The 18,584-nt window shown below is 69.1% G+C and carries 17 protein-coding genes and 1 pseudogene; 12 read left to right on the top strand and 6 right to left on the bottom strand.

Going from position 1 to position 18,584, the window contains the following annotated elements:
* Both H3O04_RS23890 and H3O04_RS23885 read left to right on the top strand, forming a co-directional pair.
* A pseudogene (locus tag H3O04_RS23890) lies at nucleotides 1-177 on the top strand (LysR family transcriptional regulator); the annotation flags it as partial.
* 44 nt (nucleotides 178-221) lie between these two features.
* Entirely contained in the window at nucleotides 222-542 is a 321-nt protein-coding gene (locus H3O04_RS23885; protein WP_202588574.1) for a DUF7660 family protein, read from the top strand.
* A 31-nt stretch (nucleotides 543-573) separates the two neighbouring features.
* On the opposite strand, the gene H3O04_RS23880 is transcribed toward H3O04_RS23885, so the two are convergent.
* Complete coding sequence (locus H3O04_RS23880; protein WP_034175236.1) at nucleotides 574-1,476, bottom strand: LysR family transcriptional regulator; 903 nt, start codon at nucleotides 1,474-1,476, stop codon at nucleotides 574-576.
* Nucleotides 1,477-1,575: 99 nt separating this feature from the next.
* On the opposite strand from H3O04_RS23880, the gene H3O04_RS23875 reads away from it, so the two are divergent.
* A complete protein-coding gene (locus H3O04_RS23875; protein WP_202588573.1) occupies nucleotides 1,576-2,553 on the top strand; it encodes an NAD-dependent epimerase/dehydratase family protein in 978 nt (325 codons plus the stop codon).
* A gap of 351 nt (nucleotides 2,554-2,904) precedes the next feature.
* On the opposite strand, the gene H3O04_RS23870 is transcribed toward H3O04_RS23875, so the two are convergent.
* The 5 genes from H3O04_RS23870 to H3O04_RS23850 all read right to left on the bottom strand — a co-directional run bounded on the left by H3O04_RS23870 (nucleotide 2,905) and on the right by H3O04_RS23850 (nucleotide 7,831).
* A complete protein-coding gene (locus tag H3O04_RS23870; protein ID WP_124478001.1) occupies nucleotides 2,905-3,606 on the bottom strand; it encodes a DUF2848 domain-containing protein in 702 nt (233 codons plus the stop codon).
* A gap of 49 nt (nucleotides 3,607-3,655) precedes the next feature.
* Nucleotides 3,656-4,975 (bottom strand): MFS transporter, encoded by a 1,320-nt coding sequence (locus H3O04_RS23865; protein ID WP_053526339.1) that lies wholly within the window; start codon nucleotides 4,973-4,975, stop codon nucleotides 3,656-3,658.
* A 51-nt stretch (nucleotides 4,976-5,026) separates the two neighbouring features.
* Nucleotides 5,027-5,728 (bottom strand): DUF4286 family protein, encoded by a 702-nt coding sequence (locus H3O04_RS23860; RefSeq protein WP_202588572.1) that lies wholly within the window; start codon nucleotides 5,726-5,728, stop codon nucleotides 5,027-5,029.
* 99 nt (nucleotides 5,729-5,827) lie between these two features.
* On the bottom strand, nucleotides 5,828-6,865 hold the full coding sequence (locus H3O04_RS23855; protein ID WP_185921391.1) for a LysR family transcriptional regulator: 1,038 nt from the start codon (nucleotides 6,863-6,865) through the stop codon (nucleotides 5,828-5,830).
* A 174-nt stretch (nucleotides 6,866-7,039) separates the two neighbouring features.
* The gene (locus tag H3O04_RS23850) at nucleotides 7,040-7,831 is read right to left on the bottom strand and encodes an SDR family NAD(P)-dependent oxidoreductase (protein ID WP_006480915.1); all 792 of its coding nucleotides are present in this window, start codon (nucleotides 7,829-7,831) and stop codon (nucleotides 7,040-7,042) included.
* A 478-nt stretch (nucleotides 7,832-8,309) separates the two neighbouring features.
* On the opposite strand from H3O04_RS23850, the gene ypfJ reads away from it, so the two are divergent.
* The 9 genes from ypfJ to H3O04_RS23805 form a co-directional block, all read left to right on the top strand.
* On the top strand, nucleotides 8,310-9,188 hold the full coding sequence (gene ypfJ / locus H3O04_RS23845) for a KPN_02809 family neutral zinc metallopeptidase (RefSeq protein ID WP_034175238.1): 879 nt from the start codon (nucleotides 8,310-8,312) through the stop codon (nucleotides 9,186-9,188).
* Nucleotides 9,189-9,351: 163 nt separating this feature from the next.
* A complete protein-coding gene (locus H3O04_RS23840) occupies nucleotides 9,352-10,080 on the top strand; it encodes a helix-turn-helix transcriptional regulator (RefSeq protein ID WP_124477997.1) in 729 nt (242 codons plus the stop codon).
* 221 nt (nucleotides 10,081-10,301) lie between these two features.
* On the top strand, nucleotides 10,302-11,804 hold the full coding sequence (locus H3O04_RS23835) for an aldehyde dehydrogenase family protein (protein WP_202588571.1): 1,503 nt from the start codon (nucleotides 10,302-10,304) through the stop codon (nucleotides 11,802-11,804).
* Nucleotides 11,805-11,862: 58 nt separating this feature from the next.
* Nucleotides 11,863-13,203, top strand: coding sequence for an aspartate aminotransferase family protein (locus tag H3O04_RS23830; protein ID WP_053524879.1), 1,341 nt, complete (start codon nucleotides 11,863-11,865; stop codon nucleotides 13,201-13,203).
* A gap of 221 nt (nucleotides 13,204-13,424) precedes the next feature.
* Entirely contained in the window at nucleotides 13,425-14,927 is a 1,503-nt protein-coding gene (locus H3O04_RS23825; protein ID WP_202588570.1) for an APC family permease, read from the top strand.
* Nucleotides 14,924-15,526, top strand: coding sequence for a DUF3156 family protein (locus tag H3O04_RS23820; RefSeq protein WP_202588569.1), 603 nt, complete (start codon nucleotides 14,924-14,926; stop codon nucleotides 15,524-15,526). The genes H3O04_RS23825 and H3O04_RS23820 overlap by 4 nt, the downstream gene beginning before the upstream one ends.
* A 69-nt stretch (nucleotides 15,527-15,595) precedes the next feature.
* Nucleotides 15,596-16,534 (top strand): helix-turn-helix domain-containing protein, encoded by a 939-nt coding sequence (locus H3O04_RS23815; protein ID WP_012339722.1) that lies wholly within the window; start codon nucleotides 15,596-15,598, stop codon nucleotides 16,532-16,534.
* A 167-nt stretch (nucleotides 16,535-16,701) separates the two neighbouring features.
* On the top strand, nucleotides 16,702-17,910 hold the full coding sequence (locus tag H3O04_RS23810; protein ID WP_027811345.1) for a porin: 1,209 nt from the start codon (nucleotides 16,702-16,704) through the stop codon (nucleotides 17,908-17,910).
* A gap of 300 nt (nucleotides 17,911-18,210) precedes the next feature.
* The coding region (locus H3O04_RS23805; RefSeq protein WP_202588568.1) for an extracellular solute-binding protein at nucleotides 18,211-18,584 on the top strand (374 nt) is incomplete at its 3' end.

Below are 18,584 nucleotides of genomic sequence, written 5' to 3'. Positions count from 1 at the left end.
CTCGGCGTCGGCTGCCTGTGCGCATCGGCGATCGGCGACGGCCTGATGCGGCTCGGCACGAAATACCGGCTGCCGCCGCTGCCGGACGCGGTGTTTTCGCTGACGCCGCCGTTGCCGGGCGAACGCGAGACCGTCACTCAGGCGCGCGAGGTGCTGTCGCGTCAACTGCTGATGTAAAACCATGCCGCGCGACACCGAGCGGCACGTCGGGAGCCATGGGCATGAACGACGAACTGAAGAACCAGATGGCCGCGAAGCTGCAGCATGCGCTGGAGCGCGTGGTCGACGAGCGTTCGCTGATCCATTTCCTGCGCGTGCTCGGCCATGACTGGCACACGGAGCGGCAGCTCGAGGCCGACGCGCCGCTGTCGCCATACGCCCATGCGGCGCTCGGCTGGGAAAGCCGGTCGATCGGCGAGTATCTGGAAGCGATGATCGACTGGGCCGAGGCGTCGGAAGAGGGGCTGCGCTTCTACGACGTGCCCGATAACCCTTGGCGGCGCATCGCGGACATCCTGTTCGCCGGGAAAATCTACGAATAGCGCGACCCGCGCGATTCACGCCCACCGCTTTCTACTCGGCGGCCTCACCGTCCGCATACGCCCGCAGCCCGTTGGCCAGCGCATCGAACACGGCCCGGCAGCGCGGGCTGGTCCGCAGGTCTTCGTGCATCACGACCCAGGTTTCCAGCCGCATCCCGAGCGCGTCCGGCAGCACGCGCACGAGCCGCGCGTTGCGTTTCGCGAGCGCCGACTGGCAGAAGCCGATCCCGTAGCCGGCACGGATCATCGCGAGCTGCGCGAGATTGCTGTCGGTACGCAGCGCGAACGCGTCGCGCTTCCACAGCGGCATGCCGCGCCCCGCCGAACGAATGAACGGCGTGACGGTATCGAAGCCGATCAGCGTGTGATGCGCGAGCGCATCGATCGTCGCGGGCGCGCCGTGGTGCGCCAGGTAATCGTCGCGCGCATACAGCCCGACCTCGATTTCGCCGACGCGCCGCGCGACGAGCGCGTCCTGCGCGGGCGGCGCCATCCGTACCGCGATGTCGGCCTCGCGCTTCAGCACGTCCTGGATGCGGTCGGTCGGCACCAGTTCGATCACGAGCCCCGGATGGTCGCGCCGCAATTGCGCGAGCATCGGCGGCAGCACCTCGACGGCGATCACGTCGCTGGCCGAGATCCGCACGATGCCGCGCACGCCGGCGCCGTGGCTGGCCGCCGCGCGCTCGAACGCGGCCGCCGCGCTGCGCAGCGCCTCCGCGTGGCCGCGCAGCGCGAGCGCGGCCTCGGTCGGCAGCAGGCCCGACGGCGAGCGCGTGAACAGCGTCTGGCCGAACGCGGCTTCGAGCGCCGCGACATGGCGGCCGGCCGTCGGCTGCGTGATGCCGAGCGCGCGCGCCGCGCCGGACAGCGAGCCTTCCGTCAGGACCGCGAGGAAGGTGCGGTAGCGCTCCCAGTTCAGATCGATGGTCATACATAAATGTATAGCTGATCTGCCAGGTTCGGCAATTCCTTGATAGTCATCGGCGCGCCAGAATCCGTGTCGTGATGGTTCCATTCAAGGAGAGCGGCAATGTTGGCAAACGCAGGCGGGACGCAACGGCAGGCCCTCGTGCTGGGCGCGAGCGGCGGGATCGGCGGGGAAGTCGCGCGGCAGTTGCGCGATGCGGGCTGGCAGGTGCGCGCGCTCAAGCGCGGGCTCGATGCCGAGGTCGTGGAGCGTGACGGCATCGCATGGGTGCGCGGCGACGCGCTGGATCGTGATGCGGTGGTGCGCGCCGCCCGCGGCTGCAGCGTGATCGTGCATGCGGTGAATCCGCCCGGATACCGGAACTGGGCCACGCAGGTGCTGCCGATGATCGACAACACGATCGCGGCGGCCCGGGCCGCGCAGGCGACCGTCGTGCTGCCGGGCACGGTCTACAACTTCGGCGCCGATGCGTTTCCGGTGCTGCGGGAAGACGCGCCGCAGCATCCGGCGACCCGCAAGGGCGCGATCCGCGTCGAACTGGAGCGGCGGCTGCAGGACGCCAGCGCGCACGGCGTGCCGGCGATCGTCGTGCGCGCCGGCGATTTCTTCGGGCCGCAGCTCGGCAACAGCTGGTTCTCGCAGGGGCTGATCAAGGCGGGGCGGCCGGTCACCGCCATCAGCGTGCCGAGCCGCGGCGTCGGCCATCAATGGTCGTATGTGCCGGACGTGGCCTGCGTGATGGTCGAGCTGATCGAGCGGCGCGAGACGCTGGAGCCGTTCGCGCGTTTTCATCTGGGCGGGCATTGGGATGAAGACGGCATGCAGATGGCGCTGGCCGTGCAACGCGTCGCGCAGCGGCACGGCATGCGACCGGCGCTGCGCGATTTCCCGTGGTGGCTCGTGTACGTGGCTGCGCCGTTCGTCACGACGTTGCGCGAATTGCTCGAGATGCGTTACCTGTGGCGCGAACCGATCCGGATGGACAACGCGCGCGTGACCGCGGTGCTCGGCCGCGAGCCGGTCACGCCGCTCGATACGGCGGTGGAGGCGACGCTGGCGGGGCTCGGGTGTCTCGGGTGAGCAACGGCGGGTAGCACGGGTTTCGTCCGGGCGCGGAAACACGTCACGGCGAACCGAGGAAGCCCGGGGTCACAATTCTCCACATACCCGCGTGCGTCCGATGCGCATCATGTCAGTCGACACCGACAAGGTGAAAACGGGGGCGAGATGTTGCATTTCGGCTGGAAAGCGTCGGTTGCGGGAGCAATCATGTTCACATTGAGCGGGTGTACCAACCTGGCAGGTGTGCTGTACTGCGGCAACTCGCAGTTCAACTTCCCGGACTACCACTGCTTTGAGTCGTACAGGTAGGAGCAGGCGCGACGACTGACGGCCGTCGTGCCCGCGTCCCTTGCGGTTTTCCGTTCGCGGTCAAGCCACGACCGGCAATACCTCGACCGCATAGCGATGCGTGAGGCTGCGTCCGAGCACCGGATCGTGCAGTTCCATCTCGAACGCATCGCCGTCGCCCATCGCGGCAATCGCGCCATGCACGGCGACGGTCCCGCCATACATCGCGCAGCGCGCGGGCATCGTGCGGCGATCGTCGAACCGGTGCCACAGCGCGTCGGGCGCGAGCAGGCCGCTGACCGCGCCGTGCTGGTATGCGCGCCGCTCGCCGTCGCGCGCGATCAGCCACGAACGCAGCTCGAGCGTATCCCAGTGATCGGCGACATCCGCATGACGCCACGCGTCGCGGCCGAGCGGCTTCGCGCACACCTGCTTCGACACGGCGACGCCGTACGCTTCGACTTCGCGATCCGTGTGATCGGAGCCGATCGTGACCAGCGTGCCGGCCGGGCTGTCGACCAGCACGCATTCGATCTCGCCGCCCGAGCGTGCGCCGAGCACGCCGATCGACGGCGCCTGCGTGAGCAGTGCGGACGACACGCGATAGAAGCACGGCGTGGTCGACGGCGGCGCGACGCCGAGCGCCGCGAGTTCGTCGATGTGTGCCTGGATCGCGGCCGGGTCGCGGCCGGCCCAGCCGGCGATCACGACGCGTTCGATGTCGACGTCGACGGCGGCCGGCGCACCTTGCAGGGAAATCACGTTGAACGACAGGGTTGGCATGCGGTTATCCGTTTGAAATGCGAAGGAATGACAGGGCTGGCGGCGGCGCTCAATCCTCGAGCGGCCGGTGCGCGGTCTCGCGCGCGGCGACGAGTGCGATCGACGTGACGACGAGCGCGGCGGTGACGTACAACGACACGGCCGTCGTCGTGCCCGTCTGCCGGAACAGCGCGGCGATCACGAGCGGCGCGAAGCCGCCGCCGACGATGCCGGCGAGCGTGTATGCGAGCGACGAACCCGCATAACGCACGCGCGTCGGGAATTGTTCGGTCACGAACGCGCCCTGCGGGCCGTACATCACCGCATGGATCACGAGGCCGATCGCGACGGCCGCGACGATTGCCACGGGGCGCGCGGAATCGAGCAGCGTGAAGAACACGAATGCCCACACGATGCCGGCGATTGCGCCGGCGAGATACACGGGCCGGCGGCCGAAGCGGTCCGACAGCGCGCCGAAGAACGGCACCGCGAGCGCGTTGCAGGCCGTGCCGATCATCACGGCCGTCAGCGCGACGGGGCGCGACAGGTGTAGCACGGTCGTCACGTAGGTCAGCGTGAACACGACGATCAGCGCATACAGCACGTCCGAGCCGATCCGCGAGCCGCCCGCGATCAGCAGGCGCTTCCAGTGGTACTTCAGCACGTCGGCGACGGGCACTTCGGCGGTTGCGTGCGATTCGGCGAGCTGCTCGAACTGCGGCGTTTCGTCGACGCCGCGCCGCACCCAGAAGCCGAACGCGACGAGCAGCGCGCTGGCCGCGAACGGCACGCGCCAGCCCCACGACAGGAACGTGTCGGACGTGGTCGACAGCGTGACGAGCGCGATGCAGCCGGTGCCGAGCAGCGTGCCGAACGACGGGCCGATCTGCGTCCACGACGCGGACAGCCCGCGCCGTTTCTGGTCGCCGTGCTCGACCGACAGCAGGACCGCGCCGGCCCATTCGCCGCCGAGCGCGACGCCCTGCACGAAGCGCAGCGCGACGAGCAGGATCGGGCTCAGGATGCCGGCCTGCGCGTAGGTCGGCAGCGCGCCCATCAGCGCGGTCGTCACGCCCATCAGCACAAGCGTGAGCATCAGCACCGCGCGGCGGCCGATGCGGTCGCCGAGGTTGCCGAACACGAAGCCGCCGAGCGGGCGCGACACGTAGCCGACCGCATAGGTCGAGAACGCGAGGATCGTGCCGGCCAGCGGATCGACCGACGGGAAGAACAGATGGTTGAAAACGAGCGCGGCGAGCGTGTTGTAGATCGTGAAGTCGTACCACTCGAGCGACGTGCCGATCATGCTCGCGGTCGCGAGTCGGCTGTTGCGGACACGGCGGGGCGCGTGGGCGGCGGGCTGGGCGAGAGTGCTCATGGTATCGGGCAGGTCGTGACGGATGACGGGATGAAACGCGGGGCCGGCGTGGGCGTCGAGCGTTCAGGCAGGCAGGGCGGGGGCGACGACGGCGGCCGGTTCGGCCGCCGCCTGGGCGTCGCGATGCGCAGCCGGCAGCGGTGCGGCGGCGCGCCACAGCAGATCGAAGGTGCGCACGTCGTCGTGCCCGGCGAGCTCAGCGGCTACGCGGCGCGCGGCCGCTGCGTCGCTGCCTTCGACCAGCACGAGCGCATCGGCGGCCGGACTGGCCGCCGCCGCTGCGCCGATCGGCGCGGACAGGTCCGGCGACGTACGGAAGAGCCGCGCGGCGTGGATGCCCGGTTCTTGCAGCGCGGCGTCGAAGCGCGCGCGCAGGTGCGGCACGTCGATGCGGTCCGGCGGCAGCACGAACAGCGCGAGATGGGCGCCTTCGCCGTCGCCGGCTTCGATCGTCAGCTCGCCGACGCGCCGTTGCGTGCCCGTCATGCGCTCGAAGTTCGCGAGCGACCATGCGGTCTGCTGCGTGAACGCACGCCGGTACGCGTCGCCGCGGAATACGTCGAGCGTGTCCGTCACGTACAGCGCGAGGTATCGGCGCGGGCCGCCGTCGGTCGCGCGAAAGCGCCGTGCATGCGTGAAGCCGGGAATCGCGACACGTTCCTGCATGTGCTCGCGGTCGTACCACGCGTTGAAATCGGCTTCGTGCGCGGGGTCGATATCCGTCCAGACGCAAAGCTGGCCGTGCGGAAGGGAAAGGCGGGTCATCGCGGGGTTCCTCGAGACGGGTAGGTCAGAAACCCCAGTGTCCCGAAGACGGTCCGCACCCGTCCAACAAGAAAACAAATTCGCGGTGAACAGGTTTTCTTATGAGCGGCGCGGACGGCGCTTCGCGGCGGGCGCGGCAGGCGAGGCGGCTTTCGTCGTGCGCTTCGCCTTTGCCGATGTGCTGTTATTTGCCTCTGTCGCCCTGCGCGCGGGCGTTGCTTCGGCGCGATCGGTGACGGCCGGGCTCGCGAGGTTCGCGGCGGCTGCCATCGCGCGTGCCACTTCGCTCGCGAGTTCCGCGATACGCGCGGCGACCGGCAGCCCCTGGCTGCGGTACGTCGCGACGAGCGGCAGCGCGGGGAATTCCGGCTCGACGTCGAGCAGTTCGAGCGTGCCTTCTTGCAACTCGCGCCCGATGATCGCAGGCGGCAGCGCGGCCACGCCGAGCCCGTCGGCGACGAGGCGGATCATCGCGGCAACCGACGTGATGCAGTTGATGCTGGCCGGCCGTTCGACCGCCGCGAACAGCCGCTCGATCGTCGCGTGCGGCCCCGAGTGGCGCGAGAAACTGATGATCGGAAACCCGGCCAGGCGCGCGACGTCGAGCGGCTGGCCGCCGAGCCCGAGGCGCGGGCTCGCGGCCCAGCGCACCGGGAATTCGCACAGCGGCAGGTTCGTGAAGTCCGGGCCCGGCACCGGGTCGGTCTGCAGGATCAGGTCGACGCCGTCGGTGCTGAGCAGGCGAATCAGATGCAGCGTCGTGTCGCTCGTGATCTCGACGTCGAGGCGCGGATAGCGCTCGCGCAGTTGCGCCATCAGCGCGGGAAACCAGCTATGCACGATCGATTCGATCACGCCGATCCGGATCAGGCCCGCGTCGCTCGCCGCGTCGATGTCGCGCCGCATTTCGCCGTCGAGCCGCACGATCCGCTCCGCGTAGGCCAGCATGCGCCGGCCCGCGGGCGTGAGCGTGGCCGAGCGCGTATTGCGGTCGAACAGGCGCACGTCGAACGCTTCCTCTAGCGAGGCGATGCGGCTCGACACGGCGGCCTGCGTCGTGTGCAGTTTCTCGGCCGTGAGCCGGAAGTTTTCCAGCTTCGCGAGCCAGACGAAGGTTTCCAGAAACCGGATGTTCATCGAATTCCGAACGGTGAGGCGGTGCCGGCGGCAGCGGCGGGATCGGTCGATGGTAGCGGATTTCCCGGGCAGGAAACGATCGGGCGACGCCGCGCGTGTCGTGGACGGGTACCGGTAGTCGCTCACGACACGCTGCCCGCTCGATGTCTCCTACGCGCGGCGCGCCTGCTGGCGTCAAAGCCGGTCGAACGCGAGCGTCGGCACGTCGACGACCATCGCGCCGCCGTCCGCGACGAGCGTCGCGCCGGTCACGAAGGAGGCGTCCGGCGACGCCAGGAACGCGCAGACGGCCGCGACCTCGTCGGGATCGGCCGCGCGCCGCAGCGGCACGTCGGCGCTCACGCGGGCGTACGCGCCGTCGAGCGAATCGTCGTGCGCGGCCATCAGCGGGGCCATTTCCGCATCGGCCATCGGCGTGCGGACCCAGCCCGGGCAGACGGCGTTCGCCCGTACGCCGTGCGGACCGTAGTCGCGCGCGAGCGATCGCGCCAGCCCGAGCAGTGCGTGCTTGCCGACCGTGTAGCCGCATACGCCGGGGCCGGCCGCGAGCGCCGCGATCGACGCGACCAGCACGATATTGCCGCGCTGCGCGATCAGGTCGGGCAGGCACGCACGCGCGCTGACGAACGCGGTGTCGAGGTTCGCGTGCATCGCGTCGCGCCATTGCGCGTCGTCGGTTTCGTCCGCGCGGCCGATGCCGTGGCCGCCTGCGCACGCGACGAGCGCGTCGACGCGGCCGAAGCGTTCGGCGATGCGCTGCACGAAGCCGGCCCAGTCGGCGGGGCTCGCCGCGTCGCCGGCCAGCGCGAGGCCGCCCGTCTCGGCAGCCAGTGCATCGAGCGGCGCCTGGCGGCGCCCGATCAGCACGACGCGGTCGCCGCGACGGGCGAAGCGGCGTGCGCATGCGGCGCCGATGCCGGTGCCTGCGCCGGTGATCGCGATCGTGCGGGGTGGCGGGTGCGTCATGTGGTTCTCCGGAAAGGGGGCGTTCCGGCCACTTTAGGCGGCGCCGGCGCGCGCCGGTATCCGCCGAAAGGATGAACGCGGGTCGGCCGGACGGCCAGGTGCGGCGGCCGTGGCCCATTTTGCAAAGGCTGACGATGTCTGACGCCGAATCGCTCTATCCTCCACATTTTTGCGATAAGCCACGAAAGCCCGGCAAAATAGTGCGAGCGGGCGTTTGCAACGACGCGCCGCGCGTCGGCCAGCCGATTCCGTCGTAAGAATGGCGCGGCCGGCAAAGGCGCGGCCGGCAAAGGCGCGGCCGGCAAAGGCGCGGCCGGCAAAGGTGCGGCCAGCAAAGGCGCGGCAGGCCGGATCGGCGCGAGCGGGCGTCCGACACACAGGTAGCGTATCCGCCGACGGCTCGTGTCGCCACGGCGTATCGCCCGGTTGCGCGCTGGCGCGACCGGACCATCGACAAAAGAACAGGGAGGGGCCGGCAATGAGGCTGGACGACGAAAGAGAAAGCGCCAACGTCGAGGATCGACGCGGTGGCGGCGGGTTCGGCGGTGGGCGCGCGACGATCGGCATCGGCACGATCGTGGTCGCGCTGGCCGCCTCGTATTTCTTCGGGATCGACCCGCGCGTCGTGCTCGAAGGCGCGTCGGCGCTGCAGGGCCGCCAGCAGCAGGCGCAGCCCGCGCCGACCCAGCACCAGGGCGCGCCGGCGAACGATCCCGGCGCGGTGTTCACGCGCAAGGTGCTCGGCAATATCGAACGCACGTGGACGGGCGTGTTCAACACCCAGCTGCACGCGCAGTACCAACCGCCGAAGCTCGTGATGTTCACGAACTCGACGCCGACCGCGTGCGGCACCGGCCAGACCGCGATGGGGCCGTTCTACTGCCCGGGCGACCGCAACGTATATATCGATCTCGGCTTCTACGACGAGCTGCGCAAGCGTTTCGGCGCGGGCGGCGATTTCGCGCAGGCCTACGTGATCGCGCACGAAGTCGGCCATCACGTGCAGAACCTGCTCGGCATTGCCGACAAGGTCGACGCCGCGCGCCGGCGCTCGAGCCAGGCGCGCGCGAACGCACTGTCGGTGCGGATGGAGCTGCAGGCCGACTGCTTTGCCGGCGTGTGGGCGAACAACGCGCAGCGCGCGAACCAGCGGCTGATGGAGCCGGGCGATTTCGAGCAGGGGCTGAAGGCGGCTGCTGCGATCGGCGACGACCGGCTGCAGCAGCAAGGGCAGGGCTACGTCGTGCCCGAAAGCTTCACGCACGGCACCAGCGAGCAGCGCGTGTACTGGCTGCGGCGCGGGATGGAGTCGGGCGAGGTGAGCGCCTGCGACACGTTCGCCGCGAACGCTCGCTGAAACGAGGCGCGCGCACCGCCGCGCGCCGGCATCGTCCCGCCTGAACCGGCCACCCTGGCCGGCCCGGGACGATTTGCCGATTCGTGCTCACCGGCGCTTTTCGGCGCCGGTAGGCTGGCCCGGACTTCGAGATTCGATGCGTCCATCCGCCAGCCGATTTCCCATGCCGACCTTGTCCGTTCCCGCCGACCACGCTCCCGCCGACTGGCAGCGCGCGCTGCACGCGTGCGTGGATGCGTTCGACGCGTTCGCGAGCCCGTCCGCGATCGTGTTCTATCGGCTCGACCAGAGCGGCGAGCCGGCCGATTTCGAGCTGTTCGGGATGCCGGAATCGATGCACCGCACCTATGTCGCCCGCTACCGGTTGCTCGATCCGCTGCATCCGTCACGCTGCGCGGCGGGCGACCGCGCGGTCGTCACGCTCGCGTCGCAACTGCCTGACGAGCGACGCGCGGCATCCGCGTACTGGACCCGTTTTCTGCGGCGGCACGACGTGGCCGACGTCGTCGAGATCTGGCTGCGCGACGCGGGTCGCACGGTCGGCGCGTTCTCGCTGCTGCGCTTCGGCATGGGCGACGCGAACGGCAACGGCACCGCAGGACGGTTCGCCCCCGGCGAGATCGACGCGCTCGCGCGGCTGCAGCCGGTCGCCGAAGCGGCGCTGAGCCCGCTGCTGCGCGCGCGGCGCGGCATCCACCGGATCGGTTGCGAGGAACGGCTGACCTACCGCGAGGAGCAGATCGCGCGGCTCGTGCGCGACGGCCGCTCGAACAAGGAGATCGCGCGCGACCTCGCGCTCGGGCCACCGACGATCAAGACGCACCTGATGCGCATGTACCGCAAGCTCGGCGTGTCGAACCGCACGGAGCTGGTCGGCGCGCTGTTCCTGTAAGTTTTTCCCTGTCTGCAATCACATCGCGTCATTCGTCGGACGATAACGCGGCGTTCGTCCGTCGCGACGCCACGCTTGCGCGCGTCCGGCTCACCCCCATCTGATTCCCCCACGCGCTGCCAATTTGCGCTCACCGCGCGCGATTCCTCGTCGATACAGTGGTCCGACGCCCGCGTGCCTCACCGGCACGCGGTCCAGCCACGACAATCAACGAGACGCCCATGAGCAACACGAACTTCGTCGCCGTCAGCGACACCGTGCGCACCTTCGTTGCGCGCGACTTCGGCCTCTTCATCGACGGCGCCATGCAGCCGTCGCACGCGGCAGCGCGCGTCGACGTGTACGACCCCGCCACGGGCGAGCGGCTCGCGACCGTCGCCGATGCCGATGCGCACGACGTCGACCGCGCGGTCGCCAGCGCGAAACACGCGTTCGACACGCGCGTCTGGAGCGGGCTGCGGCCGGCCGACCGCGAACGCATCCTGCTGAAACTCGCCGACCTGATCGAAGCCGACGCCGAAACGCTCGCGCAGCTCGAAACGCTGAACCAGGGCAAGTCGATTCACGTGTCGCGCGCGGTCGAAGTCGGCGCGAGCGTCGAATACGTGCGCTACATGGCCGGCTGGGCGACCAAGATCACCGGCCAGACGCTCGACGTGTCGATCCCGTTCCCGCCCGGCGCACGTTATACGGCCTATACGCGCAAGGAGCCCGTCGGCGTGGTCGCCGCGATCGTGCCGTGGAATTTCCCGCTGATGATCGCGGTGTGGAAGCTGATTCCCGCGCTCGCGGCCGGCTGCACGATCGTGCTGAAGCCGTCGCCGGAAACGCCGCTCACCGCGTTGCGCCTCGCCGAGCTGGCACGCGAAGCCGGCGTGCCGCCCGGCGTGTTCAACGTCGTCACGGGCGGGCGCGTCTGCGGCGCGGCGCTCGCGAGCCACCCGTCGATCGCGAAGATCTCGTTCACCGGCTCGACCGCGACTGGCAAGCTGGTCGGCGCGGCGGCCGTGCAGAACATGACGCGCTTCTCGCTGGAGCTCGGCGGCAAGAACCCGATCGTGATGCTCGACGACGTCGACGTCGCGCAGGCGCTCGACGGCGTCGCCGCCGGCGCGCTCTTCAACCAGGGGCAGGTGTGCGCGGCCGCGTCGCGCATCTATGTGCATCGCAGCAAGTTCGCGCAACTCGCGGACGGCCTCGCGGGCGTCGCGCGGTCGATGAAGCTCGGCGCGGGCCTCGACACCACCGCGCAGATCAATCCGCTAGTGTCCGCGCAGCATCGCGACAAGGTGGTCCAGCACATCGAAGGCGCGCGCCGCGCGGGCCTCACGTTCCTCGCGGGCGGCACGCCGGCCGACGATCTGCCCGGCTATTACGTGAAGCCGGCCGTGATCGCCGATCCGCACCCGGACAGCGCGATCGTGCGCGACGAGGTATTCGGCCCGGTGATCGTCGTCGTGCCGTTCGACGACGCGGCCGACGCGGTGCGCCTCGCGAACGCGTCGCCGTACGGCCTCGCCGCGAGCATCTGGAGCAACGACCTGAAACGCGTGATGAACCTCGTGCCGCAGATCGAGGCCGGCACGGTATGGGTGAACTGCCATATCCCGCTCGATCCGTCGATGCCGTTCGGCGGCTACAAGCAATCGGGCATCGGCCGCGAATTCGGCCAGTACGCGATCGAAGGCTTCACCGAAACCAAATCCGTCTGCATCGCGCATTGACGCGCGATTCCCGAACCCGAACGAACCCGATTCAACCGATCCGACAGTGGAGATTGCAATGAGCTACAACGAAGCGAAGTTCTGGCACCCGATGCTGCACCCGAACGAAATGAAACAGCGCAAGCCGATCCGCATCGTGCGCGGCGACGGCTGCTACGTGTTCGACGAACAGGGGCGCAAGCTCGTCGACGGCGTCGCGGGCCTGTGGAACGTGAACGTCGGCCACAACCGCCAGGAAGTGAAGGACGCGATCGTGCGTCAGCTCGACGAACTCGAATACTTCCAGCTGTTCGACGGCATTTCGCATCCGCGCGCCGAGGAGCTGTCGAAGAAGGTGATCGACATGCTGGAGCCGGAAGGGATGCGCCGCGTGCTGTACAGCTCGGGCGGGTCGGACTCGATCGAGACCGCGCTGAAGATCGCACGCCAGTACTGGAAGGTGCGCGGCCAGGCCGATCGCACGAAGTTCATCTCGCTGAAGCAGGGGTATCACGGCACGCACTTCGGCGGCGCGTCGGTGAACGGCAATACGGTGTTCCGCCGCAACTACGAGCCGAACCTGCCAGGCTGCTTCCACGTCGAGACGCCGTGGCTGTACCGCAATCCGTTCACGCAGGACCCGGAGGAACTCGGCCGGATCTGCGCGGAAATGCTCGAGCGAGAGATTCAGTTCCAGAGCCCGGACACGGTCGCCGCGTTCATCGCGGAGCCGATCCAGGGCGCGGGCGGCGTGATCGTGCCGCCGGCCAATTACTGGCCGCTGGTGCGCGAGGTGTGCGACCGCTACGGCGTGCTGCTGATCGCCGACGAAGTCGTGACGGGCTTCGGCCGCAGCGGCAGTCTGTTCGGCAGCCGCGGCTGGGGCGTGCGCCCGGACATCATGTGTCTCGCGAAGGGGATTTCGTCAGGCTACGTGCCGCTCGGCGCGACGGTCGTGAATGCGCGGATCGAGGACGCGTTCGCCGCGAATGCCGATTTCGGCGGGGCGATCATGCACGGCTACACGTACGCAGGCCACCCGGTGGCATGCGCGGCCGCGATCGCGAGCCTCGACATCGTCGTGAAGGAGGATCTGCCGGCGAATGCGGCGAAGCAGGGCGCGTATCTGCTCGAAGCGCTGCAGCCGTTCGCGGAACGCTTCGCGGCGGTCGGCGAGGTGCGCGGCAAGGGACTGATGCTCGCGCTCGACCTCGTCGCGAACAAGGACACGCGCGAGCCGATCGATCCGCTGTCGGGTTATGCGAACGCGGTCGCGGAAGTCGCCCGCGAGAACGGCGTGCTGGTGCGCCCGGTCGGCACGAAGATCATCCTGTCGCCGCCGCTCGTGATCCAGCGCGAACAGCTCGACCGGATCGTCGACGCGCTCGCGGCCGGCTTCGAGGCCGTCCCGTTCGCATGACGGCGAAGCCGCGACGGCGGGTAAACGCCGTCGCGGATTTGCCGATTTGCGCTATGACCGGATTATTTTGCCTGCGTATTTTTTCGACATCGGATCACGCCGTGATCGACAGGGGACCCGGGCATCGAAGCGCTGAAGCACCGCCCGGGGCCGACCGCATAGCATCTGGCCCCGGCCGCCGACGAAGCGCCGGTTCGGGCCAACCTACGAAGGAGACAACGATGTCGGGATGGTCGGGAATGACCGGCGCCGCGGGCGATACGCCCGCCGGCTCGCCGGCTGAAGCGGGCGGCGGCACCGAATTGAAGGCCGGTGCGGTCGGTTTTCCGACCGCGCTGGCGAGCGCCGTCGGCCTCATCATGGCGAGCCCGGTGATCCTCACCGCGACGTCGGGCTTCGGGATGGGCGGCTGGGCGTTCGCGGTCGCGATGATCATCGCGTTCGTGATGATGCAGGCGCAGGCCACCACGTTTTCCGAAGCCGCCGCGATGCTGCCGACGGCCGGCTCGGTTTACGATTACCTGTCGTGCGGGCTTGGCCGCTTCTGGGCGATCACCGGCACGATTTCCGCCTATTTCCTCGTGCACGTGTTCGCCGGCACCGCGGAGACGATCCTGAGCGGCATCATGGCGCTCGTGAACTTCGAGTCGCTGAACGCCGCGTTCGAGAAGCACAACAGCTCGTGGCTGGTCGGCGTCGGCCTCGTGGTCACGTTCGCGATCACCAACATCATCGGCATCAAGGTGTTCAGCAAGCTCGAGATCGTGCTGACGGCCGGCATGTGGCTGTCGCTGATGATCTTCGGCATCCTCGGGCTCGCGGCCGCGCCGGCCGTGCATCTCGACGGCTGGTTCGGCGGCTCGGAAGTCGGCACGTCGATCCCGGCCGTGCTGTCGCTGGTCGGGATGGCGATGTTCATGTTCGTCGGCTGCGAGTTCGTCACGCCGCTCGCGCCGGAAATGAAGGCGCCGGGCCGCACGATCCCGCGCGCGATGGCGCTCGGCCTCGTCGGCGTCGCGATCTGCATGTTCTTGTACGGCGCGGCGATCCGCCGCCAGGTCGCGAACGTGCCGGTGAGCCCCGACGGTCTCACGCACCTGCTCGACACGCCAGGCGCGATTCCCGCGTTCGCGCTGCAGGTGCTCGGGCCGTTCGGGCGGATCTGGTTCGGCATCGCGTTCCTGTGCGCGGGCGCCGCGACGATCAACACGCTGATGGCCGGGCTGCCGCGCATCCTGTACGGGATGGCGATCGACGGCGCGCTGCCGCGCTGCTTCGCGTACCTGCATCCGCGTTTCAAGACGCCGGTGGTCGGCATCGTCGCGTCGGCGATCGTGCCGATCTTCCATGCGTGGCTGATCAACGGCAATCTCGACAGCATCCTGCACCTCGTGCTCGCCGCGACCTGCGCGTGGGGTACCGCATACCTGCTCGTCACCGCGTCGGTCGTGATGCTGCGCATCCGCCGCCCGGACCTGCCGCGGCCGTACCGTTCGCCGCTGTTTCCGCTGCCGCAGATCGTGTCGAGCGTCGGCATCGTGCTCGCGATCTGGTACATCACGCCGCCCGGCATGAACCCGCGCGACATCTACGTGCCGTTCGGCGCGATGCTCGGGCTCACCGCGCTGTACGCGCTGTTCTGGACGCTGGTCGTGCAGCGCCGGCATCCGTTCAGGCCGGTGCCGGTCGAGGACGTGCTGCGCAACGAGCACGTCGCATCGTGAAGGCCGCGCTCGCCCGCTGGCGCGTGGCGCCCGATGCGCCGCCGCCCGGCCATCGGCCCGGCGCGATCGCCGCGCGCGTGCTCGCCGACCTGCGGGCCGTGCGCGATGCCGACGGTGCTGGCGGTGCCACGGCGCGGTTGCCGAACGGCGTGCGCGTGCGCGTCGACGAGCGCGTCGAGCGTCAGTTCCTGATGCATACGGTCAGCGTGAAGGTGACGGTGGCCGCGAACGGTCCGGCCGTACAGGGCAGTGCGCGCGTGCGGCAGACCGGCTGGCTGCGCCGTACCGGCACCGCTGCGGCGCTCGCGCCCGGATGCGATCCCGCCTTCATCGACACGCTGGCCGCGCTGCTTGCCGACCCGGCGCTGGCCGACGCGCTGCGGCCGCTGCACCTGACCGACTGCGTGATCGACGCGCACGACGGCGACGCGCGCGACGGCCGCTGGACGCTCGCGATCGTGCCGTTCGGCGGCAGCGAGGTCGTCAACCGGATGCCGTCGTTTCGCCGCTATGTCCGGCTGATCGACGAGCAGGCCGCGGCGCTGTCGGCGGCCTGTCTTGCGTTCGAAACCGCACTACGCGGGATTTTGCGAGGGTAAGCTGTGGCGATGCGTGCCGCGCGAACCCGGCGGGCGCATCCAGGAATCAGGGTTTTACCGGAGATGCCGATGCTGTTCCAGTCACGCTCACACGAAGACGTGCACGATCACGGGCTCGCGATCGCGGGCTGGCATCAGGTGTACCGCCAGATGACGCCGGGCCGCTTCAAGGGCACCGTCACGCAGGTGCTGTACGACGATTTCCACTTCTTCCGCGAGACGACCAACCGGCGTGTCGCGCAAACCGGGCTCGCGCCGGCCGGGCGCACGTCGCTGGCGGTACCGTTGTCCGTGCCCCTCGCGGGCACGTTCCAGGGCCAGCCGGTCGACGGCTATGCGCTGCTCGCGCTGCGCGCCGGCGAGGATTTCGAATTCCACACGCCGGAAGGGATGGGGCTCGTCGGGATCAGCGCGTCGTCCGACATGGTCGACGAGCTGTGCGAGGCCGAATTCGGCGCGGCCGGCGCGCGCAGGCTGCGGCACGTGACGCGGCTGTCCGACGCGCAGGGCGTCGCGCTCGGCGTGCGGCTGTCGGCCCTGATCGACGATGCCCAGCGCAACCCGGGCTGCCTCGAATACGCGGCGACCCGCAAGATGTTTCGCGACGCGATGCTCGGCATGTTCCTCGATGCGCTCGAACAGGGAATCGGCGTCGAGCGCCGCGACATCACGCACGCGACCTACAGCGATATCGTGAGCCGCTGCGAGAAGCATCTGCGCGACCGTCCCGAAGAACCCGTCACCGTGCTCGAACTGTGCCGCGCGCTGCGCTGCAGCCGCCGCACGCTGCAAACGAGCTTTCAACGCGTGGCCGACGTCACGCCGGTCGGCTACCTGCGCACGATCCGGCTGAACGCGGTGCGGCGCCTGCTGCGCACGACGTCGGCGCAGCAACTCGGCGTCGGCGAAGCCGCCGCGAGCTGGGGCTTCACGCATCTCGGCTATTTCGCGCGCGAGTATCGCGACCTGTTCGGCGAACTGCCTTCCCAGACGACGCGTCCCGAATGACGCATCCGCACCGCGACGGCGCCGCCGGGCACCGTCGCGGGCCACACCCCTCACCGTTTGCCGATTTGCGATAGAGGTCCGGAATTTTCGCTGGATAAAGTCCTGTCACCCATATCGACAACACATTCGGTTTGCACTGCGAATCGATGATCACAGAGGGGCGGGACATGAAGAACGGACGACGACTGACCGCGGCCGCGGCCATGCTGGGCTGCCTGCACGCACATGCGCAGACTTCGGGGAGCGTGACGCTGTACGGTACCGTGGATACCGGCATCATCTATTCGACGAACCAGCAGTTCACGCGCGCAGACGGCAGCACGGGCGGCGGCCATGCGTGGCAGATGGGCGGCGGCAATCTCGTGCCGTCCCGCTTCGGCTTCCAGGGTGCCGAGCCGCTCGGCGGCGGCCTCGATGCGGTGTTCACGCTCGAGCAGCAGTTCCTGTCCGCGAACGGGCAGGCGCTGCAAGGCGGCACCGCATTCAGCCGGCAGGCATGGGTCGGGCTGCGCCAGGAGGGGATCGGCACGCTCGGCCTCGGCCGCCAGTACGACTCGTACACCGACATGCTCGGCGCATACGTATCGAGCAACAACTGGTCGACGCCGTACGGCTCGCATCTCGGCGACGTCGACAACCTGAATGCCGCGTTCAACTTCAACAACGCGGTGAAGTTCACCAGCGCCGATTTCAACGGGCTCACGTTCGGCGGCACGTTCAGCTTCGGCGGGCAGGCCGGCGATTTTTCCGCGAAGCGCGGCTATGCGGTGGCCGCGACGTACACGCGCGCGCCGGTGGCGTTCTCGGTCGGCTACCTCGACCTGCACCAGCCGCTCGACGCGGCGCTCGGCGGCGCGAGCGGCTATATCGGCGATTTCGCGTGCAGCAACCCGGGCGCGATGTACTGCCTGCTGCAGGATGCCGGCTCGATGCGCGCGTTCGGCGCGGGCGGGTCGGTCACGCTCGGCGCGGCGACGGTCGCGCTGACCTACACGCACACGCGGCTCGGCGACAGCCGCTATTTCTCGACCGCCGCGCAGCCGCGCACGCAGGCGTTCACGTTCGACATCGGCGAGCTGAACGTCACGTACATGTTCACACCGGCGCTGCAAGGCGGCGTTGCGTACATCTTCAACGCCGCGCATACGGACGGACGCGGCACGACGCGCTTCCACCAGGTGAACGTCGGCGCGAACTACAGTCTGTCGAAGCGCACCGCGCTGTATGCGGTCGCGATCGGCCAGGTCGCGAGCGGCACGGGGCTCGGCACCGATGCGGACGGCAACGCGGCGAACTATGCGCAGATTCCGGTGCTCGCGAACAGCAATTCGAGCCGGCAACTGGCGGTGATGGCGGGGATTCGTGTGAACTTTTGACTCGGACCGCGGGCAGGGGCGGCACGTCGGTCGCGTGCCGCCGCGCGGCCCTCGCGCCCATGGCTCGGCGCCGGTCGATTGCTGGAAAGCGATGCTTGAAAAAAACCGCCCGTATGCTTGACTGAATGGACCCGGATTGACGGAATCCGTGCGTCGAGTTGCCCGGCTTGCGGCTTGCCACAATACCTTCACGATCTGCGTGAACAATGGCGACGCTTCATGCGACCCGACGTGTCGCCGGCGTTGCACACGTGTGCAACGCACGAATGTTCCGCTCCACCGCCGATCGAGAGAGACCACATGACCTTGCTGAGCCGCCTGCGCGCGCTGTCCGCCGCCGTTGCGCTATCCGTTGCCGCCACGCACGCTTTCGCGGCGGACCTCGTCATCGCCGGCCGCGACGACATCTACGGCAAGGGGCTGGCCGACGCCGTCGCCGGCTTCAACAAGCTGCATCCGGGCACCGAGATCGAGCTGCTCAAGCTGCCGAACGCGAACCTGTACCAGAAGCTGAAGCTGTCGATGCGCGAAGGCACCGGCGCGTACGACCTCGTGATGATGGACGACACGTGGGCGCCGGAATTCATCGGCAACGGCTGGCTGAAACCGCTGCCCGCGTCGCTGGCCGATGCCGATCTCGTGCCGTCGGCGGTGGCGCTCGGCCGTAACGCGGC

The sequence above is a fragment of the Burkholderia sp. KCJ3K979 genome (genome assembly GCF_016759955.1).
In the GTDB taxonomy this organism is placed as follows: Bacteria; Pseudomonadota; Gammaproteobacteria; order Burkholderiales; family Burkholderiaceae; genus Burkholderia; species Burkholderia orbicola.
The sequence above is the reverse complement of the archived record's forward strand: the minus strand, read 5'-3'. Positions and strand labels throughout refer to the sequence as shown.

Coding starts and splice junctions, on each gene's coding strand:
- H3O04_RS23885 (WP_202588574.1), top strand. CDS start 222: ATGAACGACGAACTGAAGAACCAGATGGCCGCGAAGCTGCAGCATGCG.
- H3O04_RS23880 (WP_034175236.1), bottom strand. CDS start 1,476: ATGACCATCGATCTGAACTGGGAGCGCTACCGCACCTTCCTCGCGGTC.
- H3O04_RS23875 (WP_202588573.1), top strand. CDS start 1,576: ATGTTGGCAAACGCAGGCGGGACGCAACGGCAGGCCCTCGTGCTGGGC.
- H3O04_RS23870 (WP_124478001.1), bottom strand. CDS start 3,606: ATGCCAACCCTGTCGTTCAACGTGATTTCCCTGCAAGGTGCGCCGGCC.
- H3O04_RS23860 (WP_202588572.1), bottom strand. CDS start 5,728: ATGACCCGCCTTTCCCTTCCGCACGGCCAGCTTTGCGTCTGGACGGAT.
- H3O04_RS23855 (WP_185921391.1), bottom strand. CDS start 6,865: ATGAACATCCGGTTTCTGGAAACCTTCGTCTGGCTCGCGAAGCTGGAA.
- H3O04_RS23850 (WP_006480915.1), bottom strand. CDS start 7,831: ATGACGCACCCGCCACCCCGCACGATCGCGATCACCGGCGCAGGCACC.
- ypfJ (WP_034175238.1), top strand. CDS start 8,310: ATGAGGCTGGACGACGAAAGAGAAAGCGCCAACGTCGAGGATCGACGC.
- H3O04_RS23840 (WP_124477997.1), top strand. CDS start 9,352: ATGCCGACCTTGTCCGTTCCCGCCGACCACGCTCCCGCCGACTGGCAG.
- H3O04_RS23835 (WP_202588571.1), top strand. CDS start 10,302: ATGAGCAACACGAACTTCGTCGCCGTCAGCGACACCGTGCGCACCTTC.
- H3O04_RS23830 (WP_053524879.1), top strand. CDS start 11,863: ATGAGCTACAACGAAGCGAAGTTCTGGCACCCGATGCTGCACCCGAAC.
- H3O04_RS23825 (WP_202588570.1), top strand. CDS start 13,425: ATGTCGGGATGGTCGGGAATGACCGGCGCCGCGGGCGATACGCCCGCC.
- H3O04_RS23815 (WP_012339722.1), top strand. CDS start 15,596: ATGCTGTTCCAGTCACGCTCACACGAAGACGTGCACGATCACGGGCTC.
- H3O04_RS23810 (WP_027811345.1), top strand. CDS start 16,702: ATGAAGAACGGACGACGACTGACCGCGGCCGCGGCCATGCTGGGCTGC.